13 protein-coding genes are annotated in these 22,470 nt (G+C 45.8%); 8 read left to right on the top strand and 5 right to left on the bottom strand.

The genetic code is table 11. The annotated features are described in order from the left end of the window. Window positions 1–5 precede the first annotated feature (5 nt). Window positions 6–3,068, bottom strand: a complete 3,063-nt coding sequence (locus ACFS25_RS07785) for a SusC/RagA family TonB-linked outer membrane protein (RefSeq protein ID WP_381500795.1) — start codon at window positions 3,066–3,068, stop codon at window positions 6–8. A gap of 414 nt (window positions 3,069–3,482) precedes the next feature. Between ACFS25_RS07785 and ACFS25_RS07780 the strand changes: the two genes are divergently transcribed. Continuing rightward, complete coding sequence (locus ACFS25_RS07780) at window positions 3,483–4,499, top strand: GntR family transcriptional regulator (RefSeq protein WP_381498276.1); 1,017 nt, start codon at window positions 3,483–3,485, stop codon at window positions 4,497–4,499. Window positions 4,500–4,584: 85 nt separating this feature from the next. Here ACFS25_RS07780 and ACFS25_RS07775 read toward each other — a convergent pair whose 3' ends face one another. From ACFS25_RS07775 to ACFS25_RS07765, 3 genes are all read right to left on the bottom strand, one after another. Continuing rightward, window positions 4,585–5,628 (bottom strand): LiaI-LiaF-like domain-containing protein, encoded by a 1,044-nt coding sequence (locus tag ACFS25_RS07775; protein ID WP_381498273.1) that lies wholly within the window; start codon window positions 5,626–5,628, stop codon window positions 4,585–4,587. 75 nt (window positions 5,629–5,703) lie between these two features. Beyond that, window positions 5,704–6,207, bottom strand: a complete 504-nt coding sequence (locus ACFS25_RS07770) for a PspC domain-containing protein (protein ID WP_381498271.1) — start codon at window positions 6,205–6,207, stop codon at window positions 5,704–5,706. A gap of 205 nt (window positions 6,208–6,412) precedes the next feature. Then, window positions 6,413–7,033: a phosphoribosylanthranilate isomerase gene (locus ACFS25_RS07765; protein WP_381498268.1), complete on the bottom strand. Its 621-nt coding sequence runs from the start codon at window positions 7,031–7,033 to the stop codon at window positions 6,413–6,415. Window positions 7,034–7,260: 227 nt separating this feature from the next. On the opposite strand from ACFS25_RS07765, the gene ACFS25_RS07760 reads away from it, so the two are divergent. The 3 genes from ACFS25_RS07760 (at window position 7,261) to ACFS25_RS07750 (ending at window position 13,005) form a co-directional block, all read left to right on the top strand. Beyond that, on the top strand, window positions 7,261–7,599 hold the full coding sequence (locus ACFS25_RS07760) for a PadR family transcriptional regulator (RefSeq protein WP_381498265.1): 339 nt from the start codon (window positions 7,261–7,263) through the stop codon (window positions 7,597–7,599). Beyond that, complete coding sequence (locus ACFS25_RS07755; protein ID WP_381498263.1) at window positions 7,596–10,235, top strand: ABC transporter permease; 2,640 nt, start codon at window positions 7,596–7,598, stop codon at window positions 10,233–10,235. The genes ACFS25_RS07760 and ACFS25_RS07755 overlap by 4 nt, the downstream gene beginning before the upstream one ends. A 100-nt stretch (window positions 10,236–10,335) precedes the next feature. Next, complete coding sequence (locus ACFS25_RS07750) at window positions 10,336–13,005, top strand: permease prefix domain 2-containing transporter (RefSeq protein ID WP_381498260.1); 2,670 nt, start codon at window positions 10,336–10,338, stop codon at window positions 13,003–13,005. Between the two features lie 39 nt (window positions 13,006–13,044). Here the strand turns inward: ACFS25_RS07750 and ACFS25_RS07745 are convergent, their stop codons facing one another. Further along, window positions 13,045–13,914, bottom strand: coding sequence for a sugar phosphate isomerase/epimerase family protein (locus tag ACFS25_RS07745; protein WP_381498257.1), 870 nt, complete (start codon window positions 13,912–13,914; stop codon window positions 13,045–13,047). A 260-nt stretch (window positions 13,915–14,174) separates the two neighbouring features. Between ACFS25_RS07745 and ACFS25_RS07740 the strand changes: the two genes are divergently transcribed. From ACFS25_RS07740 to ACFS25_RS07725, 4 genes are read left to right on the top strand one after another with little or no spacing between them, the layout of a single operon-like run. Further along, window positions 14,175–14,513, top strand: a complete 339-nt coding sequence (locus tag ACFS25_RS07740; RefSeq protein WP_381498254.1) for a PadR family transcriptional regulator — start codon at window positions 14,175–14,177, stop codon at window positions 14,511–14,513. After that, the gene (locus tag ACFS25_RS07735) at window positions 14,510–17,152 is read left to right on the top strand and encodes an ABC transporter permease (RefSeq protein WP_381498251.1); all 2,643 of its coding nucleotides are present in this window, start codon (window positions 14,510–14,512) and stop codon (window positions 17,150–17,152) included. Before ACFS25_RS07740 ends, ACFS25_RS07735 begins: the two co-directional genes overlap by 4 nt. Window positions 17,153–17,157: 5 nt before the next feature. After that, the gene (locus ACFS25_RS07730; RefSeq protein ID WP_381498248.1) at window positions 17,158–19,800 is read left to right on the top strand and encodes an ABC transporter permease; all 2,643 of its coding nucleotides are present in this window, start codon (window positions 17,158–17,160) and stop codon (window positions 19,798–19,800) included. A 3-nt stretch (window positions 19,801–19,803) separates the two neighbouring features. Next, complete coding sequence (locus tag ACFS25_RS07725) at window positions 19,804–22,470, top strand: ABC transporter permease (RefSeq protein WP_381498245.1); 2,667 nt, start codon at window positions 19,804–19,806, stop codon at window positions 22,468–22,470.

Here is a 22,470-nt window from a genome sequence, read left to right as displayed (position 1 = left end):
TAAGCCTAGAAATTCAGATTGACGCCCAGCGTGTAGGTACGGGGAACGGGGTAGTTGGACAGGTCGACGCCCTGACTTAAATTATCGCCGGGACCAGTTCCAGCGCCGTTAGCACTCGTTTCCGGATTGGGTCCACCCCAGTATTTCGTGAATACATAAACCTGCTGCACAGAGGCATATAAGCGGGCCGATTTGAACAGCTTGTTCACCGGTGGTATCGTATAGCCAATCGTTATATTTTTAATCGTGAAATACGACGCATTGGCTACAAATTGCGAACTGTTCCAGTCCCTCTCAACACCGGTGTAGTTACCACCGCCATTGGTTACGCCAAACATGCCCTTTCCTGGCGTTATAACCGTACCGTCACTGCTAACCCGGAAGCGATCTTTTACGCCTTCCACCATATTGAACACACCGTCCAGGTTGGCTGTACTATATAAGTGACGTACCCAAAGCTGATTGCCATAGGAACCAGAACCCGTAATCGACGCATCGAATTTGCCGAAGCGAAAGCTGTTGACAAGCCCGTACGTGAATTTAGGAAAAGGGCTGCCAATGATCGCCCGGTCATCCTTATCACCACCGTAGGTAATGACACCATCACCGTTAACATCTTTAAACTTGATAGTCCCGACTGCCGACCGGCCCGGAATACTTGGCGAATTCTTGAGATCATCGGCGTTTTGATAATACCCTTGCTTAACCATGCCATAGAACATACCAAATGGTTGTCCGACCTGCGTGATGTGATCGTCCCCATATACGCGGTCGATTCCAGGTGCCAGCGAAACAACTATATTTCGGTTAAACGAAATATTGGCATTGGTTGTCCATTGCAGTTTACCCGTTGTGTTTTTGGACGTGATGGAAAATTCATGACCCCAGAATTTGATTTCGCCAATGTTATCGGTGAAGTTCGTAAAACCCGATTCCTGCGGAATCTGTACAGCATACAGGAGGTTCGAGGTTCGTTTGGTGTAAAAATCATACACGAACTGAATCCGATCGTTAAACAACCCTAAGTCAAGGCCAATGTCAAACTGCTTAGTCCTTTCCCAGCCTAAGTTCTTGTTAGACAGCGAGGTTAATGCTGCACCTGTAGCGACATTACTGCCAAAAACGGCATTTGTCGTATTGTTAACCAGCGCATATTGGCTATAGTTACCAATATTATTATTACCAATTAAACCGTAGCTGGCCCGGACTTTTGCAAAGGACACCTGCGTGATTGGTTTGAGAAAATTCTCGTCCGATAGTACCCAGCCTACCGAAGCCGACGGGAACGTACCATATTGATTGGCCGAGCCGAAACGCGACGATCCATCACTACGTACGGCGGCAGTGAACAGGTATTTGCCTTTGTAATTGTACGTTAACCGCGAGAGATAGGAAAGTAATGACCACTCTTGAACACCACTTCTGGTATTATTATCTGGGCTACCTGATCGGTCTATATTAAGCGCTCCCTGGATAGTTGGAAGCCGATCATCGGCGTACGTATTGGCCTGAATCTGCGTAAAATCCTGATGGAAACGTTGCTGAGTAAAACCAGCCAGCAGCTCAAAATTATGATCGCTGTTGATGGTTTTAGAGTAGGTAGCCAAGTTTTCGTTGAGCCACGATATGTTTTCCGTACTCTGCCGTATCGAAACGGCGGTGGTTGGTATCGGAACGTTTATGAAATTGGTGGCTGTCGACGGATTAAAAAAGAAATACTTGGAATTCAAATACTCAACGTTGATGGTCGACCGGAGCGTTAGCCCGGCAACCGGCCGGTATTGAACATAAGCATTCGCCAGCAGGTTTGTATTTCTCGTTTCATTTTTCAGTTCATTCGCGGCCCGTACCCAGTTCGGATAGGCAAAAATGTTGCCCGTACTTCCCGGAAAATTGTTAAACTTGGTTAGTTCACCATTAGCATCATAGATGGGCATAACAGGCCAGGTGTGCAGCGCGTTGAACAGAATCCCGGTGCCCCGATCACCATCCGTTTTAGGGGTGTTATCGAACACATAGGAAGGAGCCACGTTGAAGCCGATAGATACCTTGTTAGACAGGTTATAGTTCGAGTTAAGCCGGAGCGAATACCGCTTATACTCGTTGTTGATCACGACACCCTGCTGATTAAATACCCCGGCAACTAATGAGGTATTTGATTTTTCTGTGTTCGATGAAATACTCAAATTGTAACTCTGGACGGGAGCTACCCGAATCAGCGCATTATACCAGTCGTTGTTTTTGCCTGCGTATTGCGATGGATCCTGAAATTCAACGGGCACGGCCTGGCCCTGATCCTGGTAGTATTCTTTTTTGAATTGAGCGAACTCAACGGCGTTCAGCATTTTCACCCGTCCCCGCATCGGCACCTGTTGCGCACCCGCATACGTATTGAAACTAATGTTGGTCTGGCCGGGCTTGCCTTTTTTGGTCGTGATCAACACCACACCATTGGCCGCCCGCGAGCCATATAAAGACGTAGACGCGGCATCTTTCAGAACCGTAATATCATCAATTTCATCGGGATTCATTTGCCCAATGCTACCCGTAATTGGAAATCCATCAATCACATATAACGGATCGCTACCGGCTGAGACCGACTGTTGCCCACGAATACGGATGGATATACCCTGACCGGGCTTTCCAGTGGTTTGGTTGATTTGAACACCGGCCAGACGGCCCTGTAGTTTCTGACCAATTTGAGAAACGGGAAGATCTTTAATTTCCTGAGCACTTACCGTTTGAACAGCGCCCGTTATTTCTTTTTTCAACTGACTACCATAGCCAACCACAACCACTTCGTTCAGCGTTTGGTCGTCTGGCGCAAGGGTAACACTAATCGATGTTTGCGTACCGATAACCACTTCTTTTCGCCCATAACCAACGAAACTAAAGACCAGCGTCGCATCGGTGTTTGGCGCTACAATTTTGAAGCTGCCCGTGCCATCGGTGGTAGTTCCTTGTGTAGATCCCTTCACAATTACACTTACGCCCGGCAATCCTTCTCCTTTCTCATCACTCACTTTACCCGTTATGGTAACGTCCGCTAATGTTTCATCCGAGTGCATTGGGGTATTCAGTCCGATCAGCCTATTAGTAAGCGTACGGTTTTTTTGTGGACTATTGTTGGGCTCCCGGGCAAAGCTTGTCAATGAGCCTACTACCATACTCAGTGCCACTAACTGATAGAGTTTTTTCATGGTCATATTTAGATAAGATAAGGGCAATTGATATAAATTGGCTTCAAAAAAAGTCAATTTAATAGCCAAATATTACCACATGTGTCTCTACAACTTTCCTATACATACCCAGTAGTATCATTTTTTGAATAATTTTCTCAGTATTTTCAATATATAAGCTTCGTGTTCTTCTTTTCATATACCTGCAGGGACTCCTAAGTTCTTAAGACCCCTTATAGGTACACAGTACTTTCTGGCAGCTACTTACTTTTCCTTCAACCTGGCTCCAACTCCTACTTTATTATGCTTTATCATATTAAAATTAACGATTACTCGAATACACCTAAGTACCAGCAGATTTACAACTCAATTATTGAAGGAATCGAGAATCGGGATATTCTGCCGGGCGATAAGCTCCCATCCATTCATGAACTATCCGCCGAATTCGACATTTCGAAAGGCACTATCGAACGAGCGTATGAACTCTTGAAGGAGAAAGAAATTATCGGCGCTGTTAAGGGCAAGGGGTTTTATATCAACTATACGCCAACGGGGAACAACTTAAAAATATTCCTGTTATTCAACAAGTTGAGCGTCCATAAGAAGATCATTTATGATTCATTTGTAGAACTGCTGGGACCGGGTGTGGCTATTGATTTTTTTATTTACAACAATGATTTTCGGTTGTTTCGGGACTTGATTCAGCGGCAGGCTCGCAATCATACTCACTATGTTATTATCGGACATTTTTTTGAGGGGGGAGAAAAAGCCGATGAGCTGATCAATAGTTTACCGAAACACAAATTAGTGATTCTGGACAAACTGGTAGAAGGGATAACGGGGAGTTACGGAGCCGTATTCCAAAATTTTGAACGAGACCTTTATCAATCGCTGACGGATGCCCTGCCACTTCTAAAAAAATACACGACCCTAAGTATTCTGTTCCCCGCTTACACCTACCATCCGAAGGCCATATTAAACGGATTCTATAAATTCTGTTACGAACATGGCTTTGAAGCACAGGTTATCAACAACATTCAGGATGAGGTGATTCAGCCCCAACATGCTTACATTAACCTGATGGAAGAAGATCTGGTCGAGTTGATCAAGAGGATTAAGACAACACCATACATTGTCGGTCAGGAAGTGGGCATCCTTTCGTACAATGACACCCCACTGAAAGAATTTCTGCTGGACGGCATCACGGTTGTGTCAACAGATTTTGCCCAAATGGGGCGAACTGCGGCCCAATTAGTACTGAACGCCAGTGTAGAACACGTAGAGAATCCGTTCCACCTTGTCGTTCGAAAATCGCTTTGACGTACGACAAAGAATGGGGTGTTTACGTGAAAAGACGACGATCATCTTTTCACGTAAACACCCCATTCTTTGTTTAACTAAACGGTTAGTACCGCACAACTTTAAATCGCGATATACCCCCGTCGAAGCGGATAGTCATTTTCTTTTTGGCGGTATCGTAGCCAGGACTGACAAACTCACCCCCACCTACATCGGTAAAATCATCCAACTGCTCTATATTCAGGGCACCATCTTTCTTGATCCGGCAACCAATTTCTTTCGGAACCCGAACCGTAACCGAAGCTGCACCGACATTTAATTTCACATCGGTCTGGTCGGATCTAGCACCCAATTTTAAATCAAGATCAGCCGCACCAACAGCGAGTTTCAGGCTCTTTACGGCATAAGCACTCAAGTCCAAATCGCCCTGACCGGCACCGAGGGCTACATCCATTGTCCAGACGGGCGTTGCATTTAGGTGTACGTCTACACGGTTCTCAAAATTGCCGTCTTTCAAATCAACATGCTGATTTTCTTCCGTCGGCTTTAACTCAACGGTTGGAATATGAGTGGTCTCGTCGCGGTCCACAGACATTGAATACGTCCCAACAGTCTGTTTTGTATCAGCTTTGATGAGTTCGGTAGTGGGGTCACTAATAATAAATCGCCCGGCACCACCCGACAACTTCAATACAGCCTCACGCGTTTCGACGTCCATCGCTTCAGCAAATGTGTTGCTGTGCGCTTCAGTACCTTCTACATTCCGGCGTTCACGTTCCGAACGATAGTCATCTTCACTATCGTTATCGTCATTTCCATTATCATCGTCCGAGTCGCTTTCATTGTTGTCATCGTTATCATCGTCGTCATGATTCCAGCGCATATTAAATCCTTCGTGGTTCCGGTCGCGGGCAAGAAAGCCAAACAATGTAGTCGGTACAGCCACGGCCAACATAACCGTTGTGACAAAAGCCGCTGGATTGCCGCGCCGTTCCAGAATCAGATTAACGCCCGCCAGAATTAGCAAAAGTGGCCATAGATTCACGAGTGAATGCCAGTCCACCTCTAACCAGCCTGCCCGCCGGGCCAGAAAAAGCACACCCAGTGTGAGCAGAAAAATGCCCCAGAATAATCCGTTTTTTCGTTGCATGATCGTTTTTGTCTGTATGAGGCAGGCAATAAGGTGTGTTTACCATAAAACCCTATTGCCTGCATTCTCTGTCACTTATAAGGTGCCATTAGGGTCATTCGGCGTATTTTGAGTCGGATCGCTTTTGTAGGGATCATTCTGGTTTTGGTCGAACGGGGTTTTAATCCGATCCCTGAAAATCAGCCACAAACCAATAGCAATCAGGACAAACGGCCACAGATCCCCGAAATCAATGTCGAAGTAGCGATCAATCAGGAACAGAACACCAAGGAAAATCAGCACGGCCCCGCCAATGACAGAGCGATCGGGTGATGCAGGTTTGTTGGGATTGTAGGGATTCATAGAGAAATAAGGATTAGAAAAAGCTGTTGACGAACTTATAGACCCATCGAAATGGCGTTGGGGCAATACAACCCACAAGATAATGTAAATGATGATGGCTGGAAAATGTGGCAGGAAAATTCCAACGACAAAAAGTACACGTATTAACGTGCGATCAATGTCAAAATAATCGGCTAAACCAGCGCACACGCCCCCAATCTGGGCCTGGTTAGCAATACGCTCCAATCGTTTTTTCATGGCTTCTCCGGAACGCCGGACCGTTGTTTAAAACCGATGTAAACCTAGCAGGTAGACAGGTTCAGCAAAAGGAGAATCGGAAGAATGGACACGCGTATTGATGGATGTATGTTTTCAATGATAGTAGGCAATGCATAGTAGTGGCCAGTCAACAGTTGCAGTTCCCCACACGGGTCTAAGAGCGATTAGTAGCTATAGATTGTAACTAATCCTCTTCAATAGCTTCCAGTATATCCATCAATTCGCCGAAGTCTTTGTTGCCAGGTTGTTCTTCAATGCCGCCACTCAGGGCAATGCCACGCACCGACAAGTTGGCTAATAACTCCTGAACGTTTTCGGCTGATATGCCAATTCCTAACAAGATTGGATACCGGATCGCCTTTTTTTGAAGAAGGGTTTTCAGATCAGTGTCTAGATAAAGTGGGCCATTGCTTTCAAGCAAAATATAGTCAGCACTGGATACGCCCGTCTGCAACAGCGTATCGAACTGGTCGAGTGTTAATTGCGCTAGATTGACCCGTAAAATGAGTTGTTTACCATACGTACCAAGATAGGGAAGCAGAGCCGCTTCGTCAACCTGTAATAAGTCAGGCTGGTAGGTTTCGAGAAGTTGCTCAATTATCTCAGGGTCAGTCGTAGTTGTCTCCCCAACAATTTGTACACCAGCCACCCACGCCCTTATTTCTTCAAATTTTTTGGGGCTAACGTAGTCCGGCGAGTCAGCATCCATCGAAAAGCCAAGCATATCAACGCCCATACCCGCACAATAGCGGGCATCGCTGAGATTTGTAACGTTAGATATTTTGACCAGCGTTTTAAGAGCCATATTGGTAAGTATCAGTGAGCAGTATATAAGGATTATACAGGACCGCGAAGGTACAAACATGGGCGCATTGTATTACGTGCTTCCTGTCGGGATTGTTCGGCTTCGGACAAACGTGTACGATTTCGGACAAGACACACTTTGTAAATTAAGGGAATACAGGTCACAAAAGCACTTTTTATAGTTTGGCAAAGCATTTGTTCTACAAAAGTTAATCTTATCCTTCCGTTATGAAACGAACGTACTTAGGCGAGTTTGAAGAAGTCGTCTTACTAACTGTGGCGGTCCTGAATGAAGGGGCTTATGGGGTTGCTATCACCGACGAGCTGGAACGACAAACGGGCCGCTCGGTGAGTATTAGCGCCGTTCATGCGGTCTTACATCGGCTGGAAGAAAAAGGCATGCTCAAATCACATATGGGTGAAGCCACTGCCGAGCGCGGAGGTCGGCGTAAACGTTTGTTTGCGGTCACGCCACTGGGCAGCCGTGCGCTACATGATATCCGGGCTACACGCGAACAACTCTGGGAATCTATTTCACCACAATCGCTACCCGCCATTAGCTTATGAAGTCTCATCGAACTGGTAAGCCGCCCCGTTGGGTTGATCGACTTCTGGAATGGTTCTGCGCGCCACACTTGCTGGAGGAAGTGCAGGGCGATTTATACGAGCGCTATCTGCGGGATGTAGACCGAGTTGGCGCTACAAAAGCGAATCAAAAGTATAGCCTCAGCGTGCTAAGTTTTTTACGGCCCTTTGCCCTGAAACGCAAACCGAACGAGTATCCGCCAATTCCCTTATTCAGTCCTGCTATGTTACAGAACTATGTCAAAATCGCTTTCAGAAATCTGGCCCGAAACAAAGCTTATTCGGCCATCAACATCATTGGTTTGAGTATTGGTTTGGCGGCTGCCATGCTGATTATGCTTTATACCAAAGATGAAGTCAGCTATGACCGGTTTCATGCTAACAATCCGGCGATTTACCGGATCACCAGCAAAAGTCTGACACCAGCCGGTATTGTTGAATTCCAACAGTCTAACACAGGTGTTTTACCGGGCCCAAAGTTTCAGGCTGGCGTTCCGGAAATAGCGTCTTTCGTTCGGTATCAGCAAAGCCGAAGAGACCTGAAACAAGGTGCCGAGGTAAAGAGTCAGACCGTCTATTCTGCCGATGCCAGCTTCTTTTCGGTTTTTACTTTTCCACTGATGAGCGGCAATCCAAAAACCGCCTTACAAAACCCAAAATCGGTTGTGATTTCGGAAAAGTCAGCTGAGGAAAACTTTGGAACAACAAACGTACTGGGCAAGCTCATGTTCTTTAAAGATGATGACAAATTTGAGCCTTATACCATAACGGGAGTTGCGAAGAATTGCCCGCAAAATTCGTCCATCAAATTTGATGTACTAATGCCGATAGAAATAGATAAAGAGCAATTGGCAGATAACGAAAGTTGGTTCAGCGTCTTTCTGAATACGTTCGTCGTTCTTAACCCCAAAGCTAACCTTAAAACTGTAGAGGCTAAAATGAATCAGGTTTATTTGGCAGATGCCCAGGAAAGTATTGTCTTAGTGGCTAAAAAGTTTGGCATAACAGGCAGAACAACGTATGTACTCCAGCCATTTACTGATATGCACCTGAGTAAAGAACTACCGGCCACCAACGGACTTGTGGACGAAAGCAATCCTACCTTTTCGTATATATTATCGGGTATTGCTTTATTTATTCTGCTGATTGCCTGTATCAATTTTATTAATTTAACCGTAGCGAGATCGCTCAAACGGGCCAAAGAAATTGGTGTTCGGAAAGTGGTCGGTGGCGCTAGAAATCAGCTAATCATCCAGTTTTTAGGCGAATCATTTATCCTCTGTTTTGCCGCTTTCGTGCTAGCCATTGTCTTACTGGAACTGGCATTGCCAGCGTTCAATCAGCTGTCAAACAAAGCACTTTCACTTTCTTATCTACTGGATACTAATCTGGTAGCGGGCTACATTAGTCTTTTTATTGTAACGAGTCTACTGGCCGGATTTTATCCCGCCCTTGTTTTATCTGGTTATAGTCCGGTTCAAACATTGTATAGCCGATTCAATCTTTCGAGTAAGAATTACCTGCAAAAGTCATTGGTTGTGCTTCAATTCACGCTGGCATCCTTTCTGATTATTGCGTCACTCACTATCTATTTGCAATTCAATCATTTGACCAGTAAACAATTGGGATATGATGATAAAAATCTGGTCATCATTGACAAATCGAACTTAAAACGCAGTGAAGTAAAATTATTAACGGAAGAGTTAGCAAAAAACCAGAACATCATTAATGTAGCGCCAAAAAATGGTGGAGGATGGGGCACAGTCGCTAAAGTAAATGGTGAAACACAGGTAGATTTTGCCTACGAAACAGTTAGTGAAACATATTTACCACTCCTCAAAATACCAATCATAAAAGGACGCAATTTTTCAACTAATTTCCCATCTGATTCTTCGCATTCAGTTATAGTCAATGAAACATTCGTTAAAAAAGCTAACTGGAAAAATCCCATTGGTCAGATCGTTGACTTTTGGTTTAGGAACGAAAAATATACCGTAATCGGTGTTGTGAAAGACTATCATTTCGAATCGTTGAGTCAGGCAATAAAGCCGCAATTATTTACGATGAAACAAAGTAATTCATACGGTACGGCTTTTATTAAAATTCAACCCAATACCGAAACGGCGAGCCTCCAGTATATTGAAAAAATATTTAAAAAACGTTTCCCGCTCAATCCATATTCGTATAAATTTATGGATCAGGAAAACCTCAAACGGTATGAGTCGGAAGCGAAGTGGAAACAAATGATGCTATTTGGCGCTATCCTGACCATCTTCATTTCGTGCATTGGTCTTTTCGGATTAGCTACACTTTCAGCCGAAAGACGAACTAAAGAAATTGGTATCCGCAAAGTGTTGGGAGCATCGGTTTCGGGCATTGTTCAACTACTCTCAACCGACTTTCTGAAATTGGTTTCCATCTCATTCATTTTTGCTTTCCCTGCCGCCTGGTATGCCATGCAGGAATGGCTTAAAAACTATCCTTATCGAATAAACATGAACGTGTGGGTCTTTCTAGTGACCGCTTTCATTGCGATTTCTATTGCCTTTCTAACCGTTGGCTGGCAGTCATTACGGGCTGCAATGATCAATCCGGTGAAAAGTTTAAAGACTGAGTAGTAGCGTCAAGCGATATCGCACCGGCGTACCAGCCGAACCGCGGAGTAACTGTTATCTAAACCTTCTTTCTCCGCCGACCGGGACGGACGGCACTACAGCTATGACCCATTACCCCCCTCGCTGGACTGACCGCCTACTCGAATGGTTCTGCGCTCCGCACTTGCTGGAGGAAGTGCAGGGCGATTTGCATGAGCGATTTGAGCGGCATGTAGAGCTGATTGGTGTAAAGGCGGCCCGGCGGCAATACGCATGGGAAGTAATAAGTTTTCTGCGTCCATTTGCCATTAAGCGTCAAACCAGCAACTATTCATCACCCCCTTTATTCAGCCCTGTCATGCTACATAACTATCTTAAAACGGCTTTCCGCAACTTAACCAAGCATAAAGTCAGTTCAGCTATAAACCTTTTTGGCTTGACCTTAGGGATAACGGCTTGTCTGGTAATCTACATCATTACCAATTACGAACTCAGTTATGATACATTCCACCCTGATAGTGAGCAGATTTATCGGTTGGTTGGTGAGGCTAAGTATGGACCGACCGGCGAAAAACATCCGGTAGGTTTCGCGCCGAATGCGGTTCCATTAGCCTTGCGAAAGGAAATTGCGGGACTTGAAACTATAGCCGCCTTTTACAATATTGAATCAGACGTATTGATACCGAGCGGCAGTCAAAAGCCGAAGCGATTTGAGAGCCGAAGACGTACAGGCGGCAATGCCGATATTGTGGTTGTTGACCCACAGTACTTCGATATTTTTACCTATCAGTGGTTAGCTGGCAATCCAAAAACCGCTTTAAATGAACCATTTAAACTGGTTCTGTCTGAACAGAAAGCGCGTACTTATTTTGGCAATTTGCCGCTCGCAGAAATCATAGGCAAAGAGGTTATTTATCAGGATTCGGTTCGGGTTAGTGTGGCGGGTATTGTGAAAGATTGGACACAACCAACTGATTTTACGTTTACCGATTTTATTTCATTTGCCACAATCCGGGCCAGTCAGTTAAAACGGGAAATTGACCTCGACCAATGGGATGATATTTGGTCGGCATCACAGGCATTTATCAAACTACCAAAAGGTGTAACGTCAGCTCAGTTGGCCATACCCTTCCAGCAATTTTCCACTAAGCATTTTCGAAAGGATCTGAAATTTGTGCCGGGCTTACAACCCCTGGCCGACCTTCATTTCAATGAAGATTATCAAGATAATTATTCGCGCAAAGCCCATTTACCAACCCTATATGGATTGATGGCTATAGCTGGTTTTATTCTGTTAATTGCGGCCATCAATTTCATTAATCTGGCAACGGCACAATCATCGAAGCGAGCGAAGGAAGTAGGCATTCGGAAAGTAATGGGGAGCAACAGAAAAGGGTTGATTATACAATTTTTGAGCGAAACCACTATACTAACCCTTATTTCGGTGTTGGTTGCCTTAGTGCTTATCAAGCCAATGCTTTCCATCTTTGACAGCTTGATTCCCCAGGGGTTAACGTTCAACTTATTTAGTCTGCAAACCCTTCTTTTTCTGGCGACTGTCGTAGTCACAACATCCTTACTAGCTGGCTTTTATCCCTCATGGATATTGTCATCCTACGTACCAGCATTAACGTTAAAAGGCCAAAGTGCGTTGAAAGGAAGTCAGAAAGGGTATTTGCGAAAAGGGCTTATTGTTTTCCAGTTCGCGGTGTCGCTGGTGTTTATTATTGGAACACTTATGGTTGGTCGGCAACTCAATTTTATGCGCAATAAAGATTTAGGCTTTTCGACCGACGCCATTATAGAAGTTCATACGCTGCGCGACGACAAAAGCCTCGTATTAGCACAAAAAATTAAGCAGTTATCAGGCGTTGAACGGGTCACAATGCAATGGTTTCCGCCAATGGGCACAAGCTACATGATGACCAAACTGAAATATAAGGGCAAGAAAGAAGTAGAAATGGATGTGTCAGCAAAAGTGGGCGATGAGAATTTCATTCCGCTTTATCAGCTCCGGTTGCTGGCGGGTCGAAATTATGTAAAGAGTGACTCCCTCCGGGAACTGGTGATCAATGCCACCTATGCCAAAGCCCTGGGCTTCAAAAAGCCAACCGAAGCAATAAATCAGTTTGTTGAGATGCAGGGTAAACAGTATCCGATTGTGGGGGTTGTAGCCGACTTTCATGAGCAGTCATTTCACGAAAAAATCAGTTCATCTTTTATCGGTTATATGCCCCGGCAGTCAAAAAACATTGGTGTAAAACTAGTGACCAGAGGGGGCCAAATAAGCGATTTGACAACGACATTGGCGAACATTGAGCAGCAGTGGAAAGCAGTGTATCCAGACAATAAGTTTGATTATGAGTTTCTGGATGACTCTATTGCCAAGCTTTATGAAAAAGAGCAGAAAACAGGCCAGCTTGTCAATACGGCAACGACCATCGCTATTCTGATTTCGTGCATGGGGCTGTTTGGGCTGGCAACATTCACGGCTGAACAGCGTACGAAAGAAATTGGTGTTCGGAAAGTATTGGGCGCATCGGTGGCTAGTATCGTAGCGCTGCTCTCAAAAGACTTTCTACTATTGATCATCATCGCGCTGATCATTGCCTCCCCCATTGCCTGGTGGACCCTAAATCAGTGGTTGCAGGATTTCTCCTATAAAACTGATGTCGAGTGGTGGATTTTTGCGTTGGCTGGGTTTTTAGCCGTAGGTATTGCCTTGCTGACGGTTGGCTTTCAAAGCGTGAAAGCGGCTTTGATCAACCCTGTGAATAGTTTGCGTTCTGAATAAAAATAAAGACCATACCGACACGTCGGTGTGGTCTCTATACTACTGCACTTTCACACGATTATAAATCTCGCGGAAGTTTTTAACGCTTTCAGCAATTTCGGGTCCGTTGTTTTCCCAGTGATATTCGTATTCTGCTGAGATTGGCCCTTTAAAATGCTGACGTTTTAGTTCAGCAACAACGGCTTCGATTTTGCAATCGCCCGTTCCCCAGACAACATCATGATATTTTCCCGCTCCGGCGTCCCGGTCGGGCGTATCTTTTTTCACATCCTTGAAGTGCATACCCAACACGTGGCCGTTCAGCTTTTTCAGGCACTCGACCGGATCAAGTCCCGAACGTACCCAGTGCCCAATATCGGAGCAGGAACCTATATATTTGCTGCCGCCAATTGCCGCCAACACAGTATCGGGATGCCAGTACCGAGATGGTTTTGGATGATTATGCAATGCCACATTTATCTTATACTGATCGGCCAATTTACGAACCAACGGCATTTGCTCAAGGGTAGGCTCTGAGTTGATATTCAGAATATTCATGTCTTTCGCAAACTCAAACAAGGCTTTCCAGTCGTCATCGGTTTTAGGATTAACGACACCATAAGCAACCAGTGTAAGCCCCCGATCTTTGATCAACTTTTTGACCGCCTGCCTGGTAGTGGCGTCCATACTGAAATCCATCTTTCCGGCCACTCCCCCGCCAATTGTCTGACCCGGAAACGCTTCTACGTATTTTAGTCCACAACTATCAATCTTGCGCAATGCGTCGGCAAACGGAAACAACCGGAACGAATAGGACTGCGCCCCTAGTTTCCAACCGGCTTTATCCTCAGGCCCTTTCTGAGCCAGTAACGAAACGGCACTTACCGAAAGTAGCAGCCCGCAAAGCAGGGATTTTGTTACGTAGTTCATAGAAAAGTGAAGGATATGGTTCTGGACAAAAGGAAGGGCAGAAGCCGCTTTACCCGGTTTATTTAACATTTACGGATAAAGAGGTCTTAGCAATCAGCTTTAACCCTATCCAAAGAACGTCCGGTTCAGGACGTTGAGATGTCCATATTCGGACAACTATCATCTGCACAAGGAAGCAAAACTACCTTTATTACCCGCATAGGCACTTTTTTTACATTGGCAAGGCATTTGATCAGCAAAAATAGAACTAATTCAACCCTATGAAACGGACCTACTTAGGCGAGTTTGAAGAGATTGTGCTACTAACCGTTGCCATACTGGAAACTGGCGCATACGGCGTAGCCATCACCCACGAAATTATTGAACAAACGGGTCGGTCGGTGCGATTGAACCAGATTCATGCGGCTTTACAACGGTTAGAGGAAAAGGGTATGCTCAAGTCGCAAATGGGCGAACCTACCGCCGAACGGGGTGGCCGTCGGAAACGACTCTTTACCGTTACAGCATACGGTCGCCGGACATTGCAGGAGACTCAGGAGGTGCGCGTCAGTTTATGGAGCCGCTTGTTGAATCCCTTTAAACCAGTAACCAGTTTATGAAAGCCCCGCCCCGCTGGGCCGACCGGCTCTTGTCCTGGGTTTTGGATACGCACCGGCTGGAGGAAATCCTGGGCGATATGCATGAGGAGTTCAATTACCAGGTTGGGCGGATTGGAGCACGACGGGCGCGCTGGCGCTATGGATGGGAAGTGCTGGGCTTTGTTAAACCCCCACCGGGATGGCCGTTTGCCAGCAAACCAAAATCGACAGGTAGTACGCTCCGGCATACCAGTTATTATCCGTATTCGACAACATCTTTATTCAGTCTTGCTATGTTACGTAACTATTTTAGAACCGCCTGGCGCAATTTATTGAAGAACAGATTTTATTCGCTGATCAATATTACAGGTCTAACTGTTGGGTTGGCCGTTGGAATCTTGATCCTGCTCTGGGTACAGGATGAAGTAGGATTTGATCGCTTTCACCGACAAGCAGCGTCTATTTATCGGCTCGAAAATTGGGCAGGCACCGGAACCAGTCGGCAAATTTGGACAGCTACTGTAGCGCCGATAGCCAGTTTCGCCAAGCGAGAAGTGCCTGAGGTGAAAGATGCCGTTCGTTTAACGCATAATGACGTATACACCCTGTTTAAGTACAAGGATAAGCTTTTCAATGAAGTAAATTCTTCATTTACTGACCCAACCCTATTTTCGGTATTTGATTTTAACCTTACTCAGGGAAATCCGGCCAAACCGTTTCTCGATAACCACTCAATTGTTCTTACAGAAACTACGGCCAAACGCTATTTTGGTGACGAAAACCCGCTGGGTAAAGTATTGGCGGCAAATGATAATGTCTATTTTACAGTAAGTGGTATTGTTCGGGATTTGCCGAAAAATTCAAGTATCCAGGGTGACCTGTTTCTGCCGATATCTCTCTTGTTTAAAACCATGTATGAAGGAAGAAAGGATGGCAGAAACATGGATAATGATTTCAGACAGTTTAGTTACAACACCTATCTATTGCTTCAACCGGGCGTGTCTATAAGCAATCTAGCCGTTAAACTGCGGAATATTCACCTCCGCAATAAGCCCGACGATGTAGACCTTACTTACCTGTTGCAGGCGTTACCAGACATGCACCTGTACAAAGCCGACGGCACCGATGGTGGCATTGAAACGGTCAGGATGTTTGTCATTATTGCGCTTCTGATCTTAGTAATTGCCTGCATTAACTATGTAAATCTTTCAACCGCCCGGTCGCTGCTCCGCTCCAAAGAGATAAGTATGCGTAAAATTGTTGGGGCGGCAAAAACGCAACTATTCTTGCAGTTTCTGATTGAAACGACGCTACTTTTTTCGTTGGCTGCGGTATTGGCTATTGGATTGATGTATGGTTTATTGCCCGTCTACAATCAGCTTTCAGGTAAAGAACTCGCTCTGGATTTCACAGACTACCACATCTGGCAGGTTATTGGTTTAACAATTGCCGGGACATTGGCTGCGTCAAGCATCTACCCCGCTGTATTACTCTCTTCGCTTGAGCCACTTAAAGCACTAAAAGGCAAAGTTTCGGGCCGTATCAGCGAAGCCTCCTTTCGTAAAGTCCTGGTAGTGATTCAGTTTGCCGTTTCGGTAATTCTGATCGCCGGTACATTTATTATTAGTAATCAACTACAATATATCCGTTCCAAGGAGCTAGGCTACGATAAAACCCATGTGTTCGCTTTCGATATGCGGGACATGAAAACTCATTATGATGCGATCAAAGCGGACTTGCTCAATCAGCCCGGCATATCGGCCATTACTCGGGCCAATTCTAATATAGTACAGCTTGGCAATCAGACCGGCGATAATGCCTGGGAAGGAAAAGAAACCGGCGAGACAATGATGATGCGTCCGGTGACAATCGACAAGGACTTTATCCCTTTCTTCAAAATGCAGTTGCAGCAGGGAGCCAATTTTACCGGTGCCGTAGCCGACTCACTGCATTTTATTCTGAATGAAACCGCTATAAAAGCAGCGCGGATTAAAGACCCGATTGGGAAGCAGTTTAGATTATGGAATCGCAATGGTACCATTATTGGCGTGGTTAAAGATTTCCACTTTGCCTCTATGAAACAGAAGATTGAGCCCGCTATTTTCCTGTATGATCCCAACAACATGGGTGCGATTTACGTAAAAACAACGGGTAAAGACGCCGAACAGGCCATTGCTGCGTCCCAACGTTCCTGGAAACAGTACAACGCGGATTTCCCATTTAGCTATGCCTTTCTGGATGATACGTTCAATGATCTCTATCAATCAGAGCAGCAGACGGGATTTCTGTTTACTGTTTTTGCGGTCATTGCCATCCTCATTTCCTGCCTGGGCTTATTCGGATTGGCGGCGTATACGGCTCAAGTACGTACCCGCGAAATTGGCGTTCGGAAAGTATTGGGTGCCAGTATAACCGGCATCATTCAACTACTGGCCAAAGACTTTATCAAACTCGTTTTAATCGCCATTGTCATTGCCGTACCGATAGCCTGGTGGTCCATGAACCATTGGTTGCAGGATTTTGCCTACCGCATTGACATCAAATGGTGGATGTTCGCCATAGCCGGTCTACTAGCGTTGACTATTGCTCTGCTGACGGTCAGTTTTCAAAGCATTAAAGCCGCCCTGATGAACCCCATCAAAAGCTTACGGAGCGAATGACAAGAATGACATCCCAACCACCTCGCTGGGCCGACCGCTTGCTGAAACTCGTTTGTGCACCCCACCGACGGGAAGAAACTCTGGGCGATATGCACGAGGAGTTTGCCTATCAGGTCGGGCGTATTGGCGAGCGTCGGGCGCGCTGGCGATACTGGTGGGATGTGTTGGGATTTGTCAAAACCCCACCGGGATGGCCGTTTGCCATTAAACCAAAATCGACAATTGACTATTCATCACCGGAATGCCGGACCACTTTTTTATTAAGTCCTGTTATGATACGAAACTACACCAAAATTGCCTTTAGAAACCTGGTTAAGAACAAGACATTCTCGGTAGTAAATATGCTCGGGCTTGCGCTGGGAATGGCCTGTAGCTTACTGATTATGCTATGGGTGCAAGACGAGCGTAGTGTAGATGCTTTTCACGCTAACAAGCAACAATTGTATCGCATTTATATGCGCGAGTATTTCAGCGGAAAAGTACAAGGAGTGATTTGGACGCCCGGTCCGCTGGCTGCCGAATTAAAAAAGTCGATTCCCGAGATTCAATTATCAACGGCTTTTTCCTGGGCCAGTAGTCAAACTTTTTCGGTAGGAAATAAGGTAAATAAACAGCAGACAAACACGGCGGGGGCTGATTTCTTCAAAATGTTCAGCTACAAACTTTTGCAGGGTACCGCCGAAGCGGCTTTAAAAGACCGCAATAGTCTGGCTATTTCCCGAAGCATGGCCGAGGTGTTTTTTGGCAGCCCCGAAGCGGCTATTGGTAAACCAATTCGGTTCGACAACCGCAAGGATCTATTGGTAACAGCAGTCTTTGAAAATGTACCCAAGAGTAGCACATTAACGTTTGACTGTTTACAAAATTGGGATGGCTATTTAGAAGACAATCCCTGGGCCAAAGGGTGGGAAAGCACTGACCCGCTCACTTTTTTTATGATTCGCCCTGATGCAAATCCTGAGAAGGTAGAAGCCAAAATCAAGCATTTTATGGACAAATTTAATAAAGATGCGAACAAGCCTTTTCATACGGAATTGGCCATGCAACCTTTTCACGAATATTATCTGAATAGCAATTTTAAAAATGCACAGATAGATGGCGGACGCATTGAGTATTTGCGACTATTCAGTCTGGTCGCCGTTTTTATTCTGCTGATTGCCTGCATCAATTTTATGAACTTGGCAACTGCCCGTTCGGCAAAAAGAGCGAAGGAAGTGGGAGTTCGGAAGGTTGTTGGAGCAATCCGTGCGGTATTAGTCGGTCAGTTTTTGGGAGAAGCTATGTTATTGACTGTTTTCTCCGTCATGCTGTCCGTCCTATTTGTTGGGTTGCTATTACCTTCTTTTAATAGTCTCACCGGCAAACAAATAGCACTACCAATCAATGACCTTTCGTTTTGGGGAATACTAGGTGGATTAACGGTATTTACCGGTTTACTGGCAGGGAGTTATCCGGCATTCTTCCTATCCTCACTGAACCCCATTCGCGTACTGAAGGGAGCATTGAAATTTGACACAAAATCTACGTGGCTTCGGCAGGGGTTGGTCGTATTTCAATTTTCATTGTCTATTATTTTGATTGTCGGTATGATTATCATTTACCGACAAGTTGAATATGTGCAGACTAAAAACTTAGGGTACGACCGAGAGAATCTCATTTACTTTCCGTTAGAAGGTGATTTGTCGAAAAATTACGACGTTCTGAAAGAGGAGATTTCGCAGATTTTAAGTGTAAAACAGGTATCGCAAATGACCGAATCACCAGCCTCAAATGGGTCGGGTACTGAGGGAATAAGTTGGCCGGGTAGCGATCCAACTGACAAAGTCAGATTTACGCCTGTTGGTGTAGGATACGATTTTGTAAAAACCATGAATTTAAACGTCGTGGAAGGCCGGGATTTCGCCAAAGATTTCCCCACAGACTCTACTGGTTTTCTCATCAATGAAGCTGCGCTTAAAGTAATTGGCTATAAAGATCCAATCGGCAAAACGATAACCTGGGGTAATAATAAAGGTGCCATAATTGGTGTTTTGAAAGACTTCCATTTTCAATCTTTGCACACATCAATAAGACCCCTGATTGCATACCTAAACACAAATTCCAGACGACATGGAGGTAATGCAATCGTTCGTATCGAAGCGGGTAAAACAACCGAAACCCTTGCGCAATTAGAGATCATTTGCAAAAAATTGAATCCTAAATTTCCCTTTACGTATTATTTCACCGATCAGGAATACGCCCGACAATACCAAAGCGAGCAGGTTGTCAGTAAACTAGCCAATTACTTTGCCTTTCTGGCCATCTTCATTTCGTGCTTAGGTCTGTTTGGGTTGGCAACGTTCACCGCTGAACAACGAACCAAAGAAATCGGGGTCCGCAAGGTGCTGGGCGCATCGGTGGGCAATATCGTTGGGTTACTCTCGCAAGACTTCCTAAAACCAGTGGCAATCGGTATTCTTCTTGCGTCGCCGGTGGCGTGGTGGGCCATGAGTAAGTGGTTGAACGGCTTTGCGTACAAGATTGACATTGAGTGGTGGATGTTTGTTCTGGCAGGTAGTCTAGCAGTTGCCATTGCGCTGTTGACAATAAGTTTCCAAAGCATTAAAGCCGCCTTAATGAACCCGGTCAAATCACTACGATCGGAATAGGGTATGAATTGCCAACCACCCCGCTGGGCCGATCAACTACTCAAATTCGTTTGTGCCCCCCACCGACTGGAAGAAGTGCAAGGCGATCTGCATGAGGAGTTTGCTTACCAGGTCGGACGCATGGGTGAGCGTCGGGCGCGCTGGCGATACTGGTGGGATGTGTTGGACTTTGTCAAACCCCCACCGGGATGGCCGTTCGCCACAAGACGCAAACACGGTAACTCAAGTGATTATTTTTCACCTTACTTTTTCAGCCCTGATATGCTCCAAAACTATTTTAAAATCGCTTGGCGGAACCTTTGGCGGAGTAAGCTTTACAGCCTCATTAATATCGGTGGATTAGCCCTCGGCATTGCCGTTAGCCTACTGATTTTGTTGTTTGTGGTTCACGAACGAACCTACGATCACTTTCACACCAATGCCGACCGCATTTTTCGGGTTTATGCCAACATGCGGTTTGGTGAGCAGGAGATTCAGTTGGAACGGATGTCGGCACGATTCGGGCCAGCTATTCAGGAAGCGAATGCGGGTGTACTTGATGTTGTCCGTATTGGAACGCCACAGGGTCGGGTTGTGATTAAAACCAGCCCCGACCGGAAGTATTTTGAGAATAACTTTATCATGGCTGACCCATCGTTTCTAACGATTTTCTCCTTTCCACTTGTGGAAGGATCAGCTAAAACGGCTTTGACACGGCCCATGACAGTTTTATTAACCGAGCGCACCGCCGAACGTTATTTCGGACGGGAAGACCCCATCGGCAAAACGGTTATGTTCAATAATAAGCTTCAGTTTGAAGTGACAGGCGTGCTAAAAAACCCACCGTCGAACTCAACCGTGCAGTTCGATTTTGTAGCCTCACTCAAGAGTCATCCGGCGGTAGAGCGTCTCCGGGAAGGCTTTATAAAAGACGACGATGTGGCTTTAAACAGCCAGTATGTACAAAATGGTAATTTCCAAACGTTTTTCCTGCTTCGTTCGTCAGCCGACACAGCCAGTATTCTCCGTACGCTGCCAACGTTGATAAAAACATCGGGCGCGAAAGTGGAAGGCACAAAATATGTGATTGACCCACTAACGAGCGTACACCTGGGCATGAATTTTGGCGATACGACCACTTCGCGGTACATCACTATTTTTCTAGGTATTGCCGCTCTAACGCTGTTACTGGCTTTAATCAATTATATGAGTCTGACCACTGCCCGCGCTACCCAGCGTGCCCGAGAAGTGGGTGTTCGAAAAGTTATGGGAGCGGCCCGGCATGAACTGGCGGGGCAGTTTTACGGCGAATCTATCCTCATTACGGGGCTATCCTTTGGCTTGGCACTCGGGTTAGTTCAGGTATTACGGCCTTCTTTTTATCAAGTGTTGCAACTCGAGATCGATCCGTCTTTTATCTATAGCCCTATGTTTGGGCTGGCAGCATTGGGCTTATTGATTACCTGCGTTTTGCTTTCGGGCAGTTACCCGGCTTTGCTGTTGTCATCATTTAGTCCAGTCGATGTACTGAAAGGCTCCCTGTCTCCTGGCAACGGAGGCACAAAAGTACGGCGCGTTTTCACGATAGTGCAGTTTGCCGTGTCCATTGGTCTGATTGGGTGTAGTGTGCTGATTTACCAGCAGGTGCAGCACTTGCAAAACCGAAAGTTAGGCTTGTATAAAGATCGGGTTTTGGTGGTGCCGGTCGATGCGTCGCTGGCGAAACAATACAGCGTTTTCAAGCACGACTTACGGCAGGTGCCGGGAGTGGAACGGGTAGCCGCTGCCTCGTCGGTTCTCTATAAAGAGGGCGGAACCATTTACTTTACCCAATCGCCAACAACTAAAAAAGATATTAGTATTCATGTGCTGTCGGTAGATGATCAATTTGCCGAAACGCTGCAAATACCCTGGAAAAGCAAACCCGACCCAACGCAATTGGCCGCTCCCAACACAGTTGTCCTTAATGAAATAGCCGTGCGTAAACTGGGGTTTGGCGGCCAGCCATTAGGGCAGAAATTAGCATTTGGTAACGAGAAGAGCGAGGTCGTGGGCATTATGCGTAATTTCTACTTTACAGATATCAACGATTCTAACGAGCCATTGGCGGTGTTTGTCGCCAAAGACACCGCCAGCGCAATGGCGGCAAACGGAGGCAGTTTATACATTCGCATTCAGCCCGGTGCTGATCTGCCGCAGACGGTTGACCGCATTGAGAAAACGTATCAACGGTTAAATGCAGAAAAACCGTTCGAGTACTATTTCCTGGATCAGACGTTCAACAACATTTACAAGTCGGAAGCTCGGTTAGCTACTCTCTTTGGGACATTTACGATTTTTGCTTTATTCATTGCCTGTCTGGGGCTTTTCGGTTTGGCCACCTTTATCGCTGAGCAACGTACTAAAGAAATTGGGGTGCGTAAAGTCCTTGGCGCGTCGGTGATTAGTATTGTAAGGTTGCTCTCCACAGATTTTCTAAAGCTGGTGTTGATTGGGATTGTGGTCGCTACACCAATCGCCTGGTATGCCATAAGCCATTGGCTAAAGGGTTTTGCCTACAGAATTGAAATTAGCCCGTGGGTATTTGCTCTTGCAGGTCTGCTGGCCGTAGGAATCGCCCTACTGACGGTGAGTTTCCAAAGCATAAAAGCTGCGCTAATGAATCCAGTCAAATCGCTCCGAAGCGAGTAA

The sequence above is a fragment of the Spirosoma flavum genome (assembly GCF_042686045.1).
In the GTDB taxonomy this organism is placed as follows: Bacteria; Bacteroidota; Bacteroidia; order Cytophagales; family Spirosomataceae; genus Spirosoma; species Spirosoma flavum.
The sequence above is the reverse complement of the archived record's forward strand: the minus strand, read 5'-3'. Positions and strand labels throughout refer to the sequence as shown.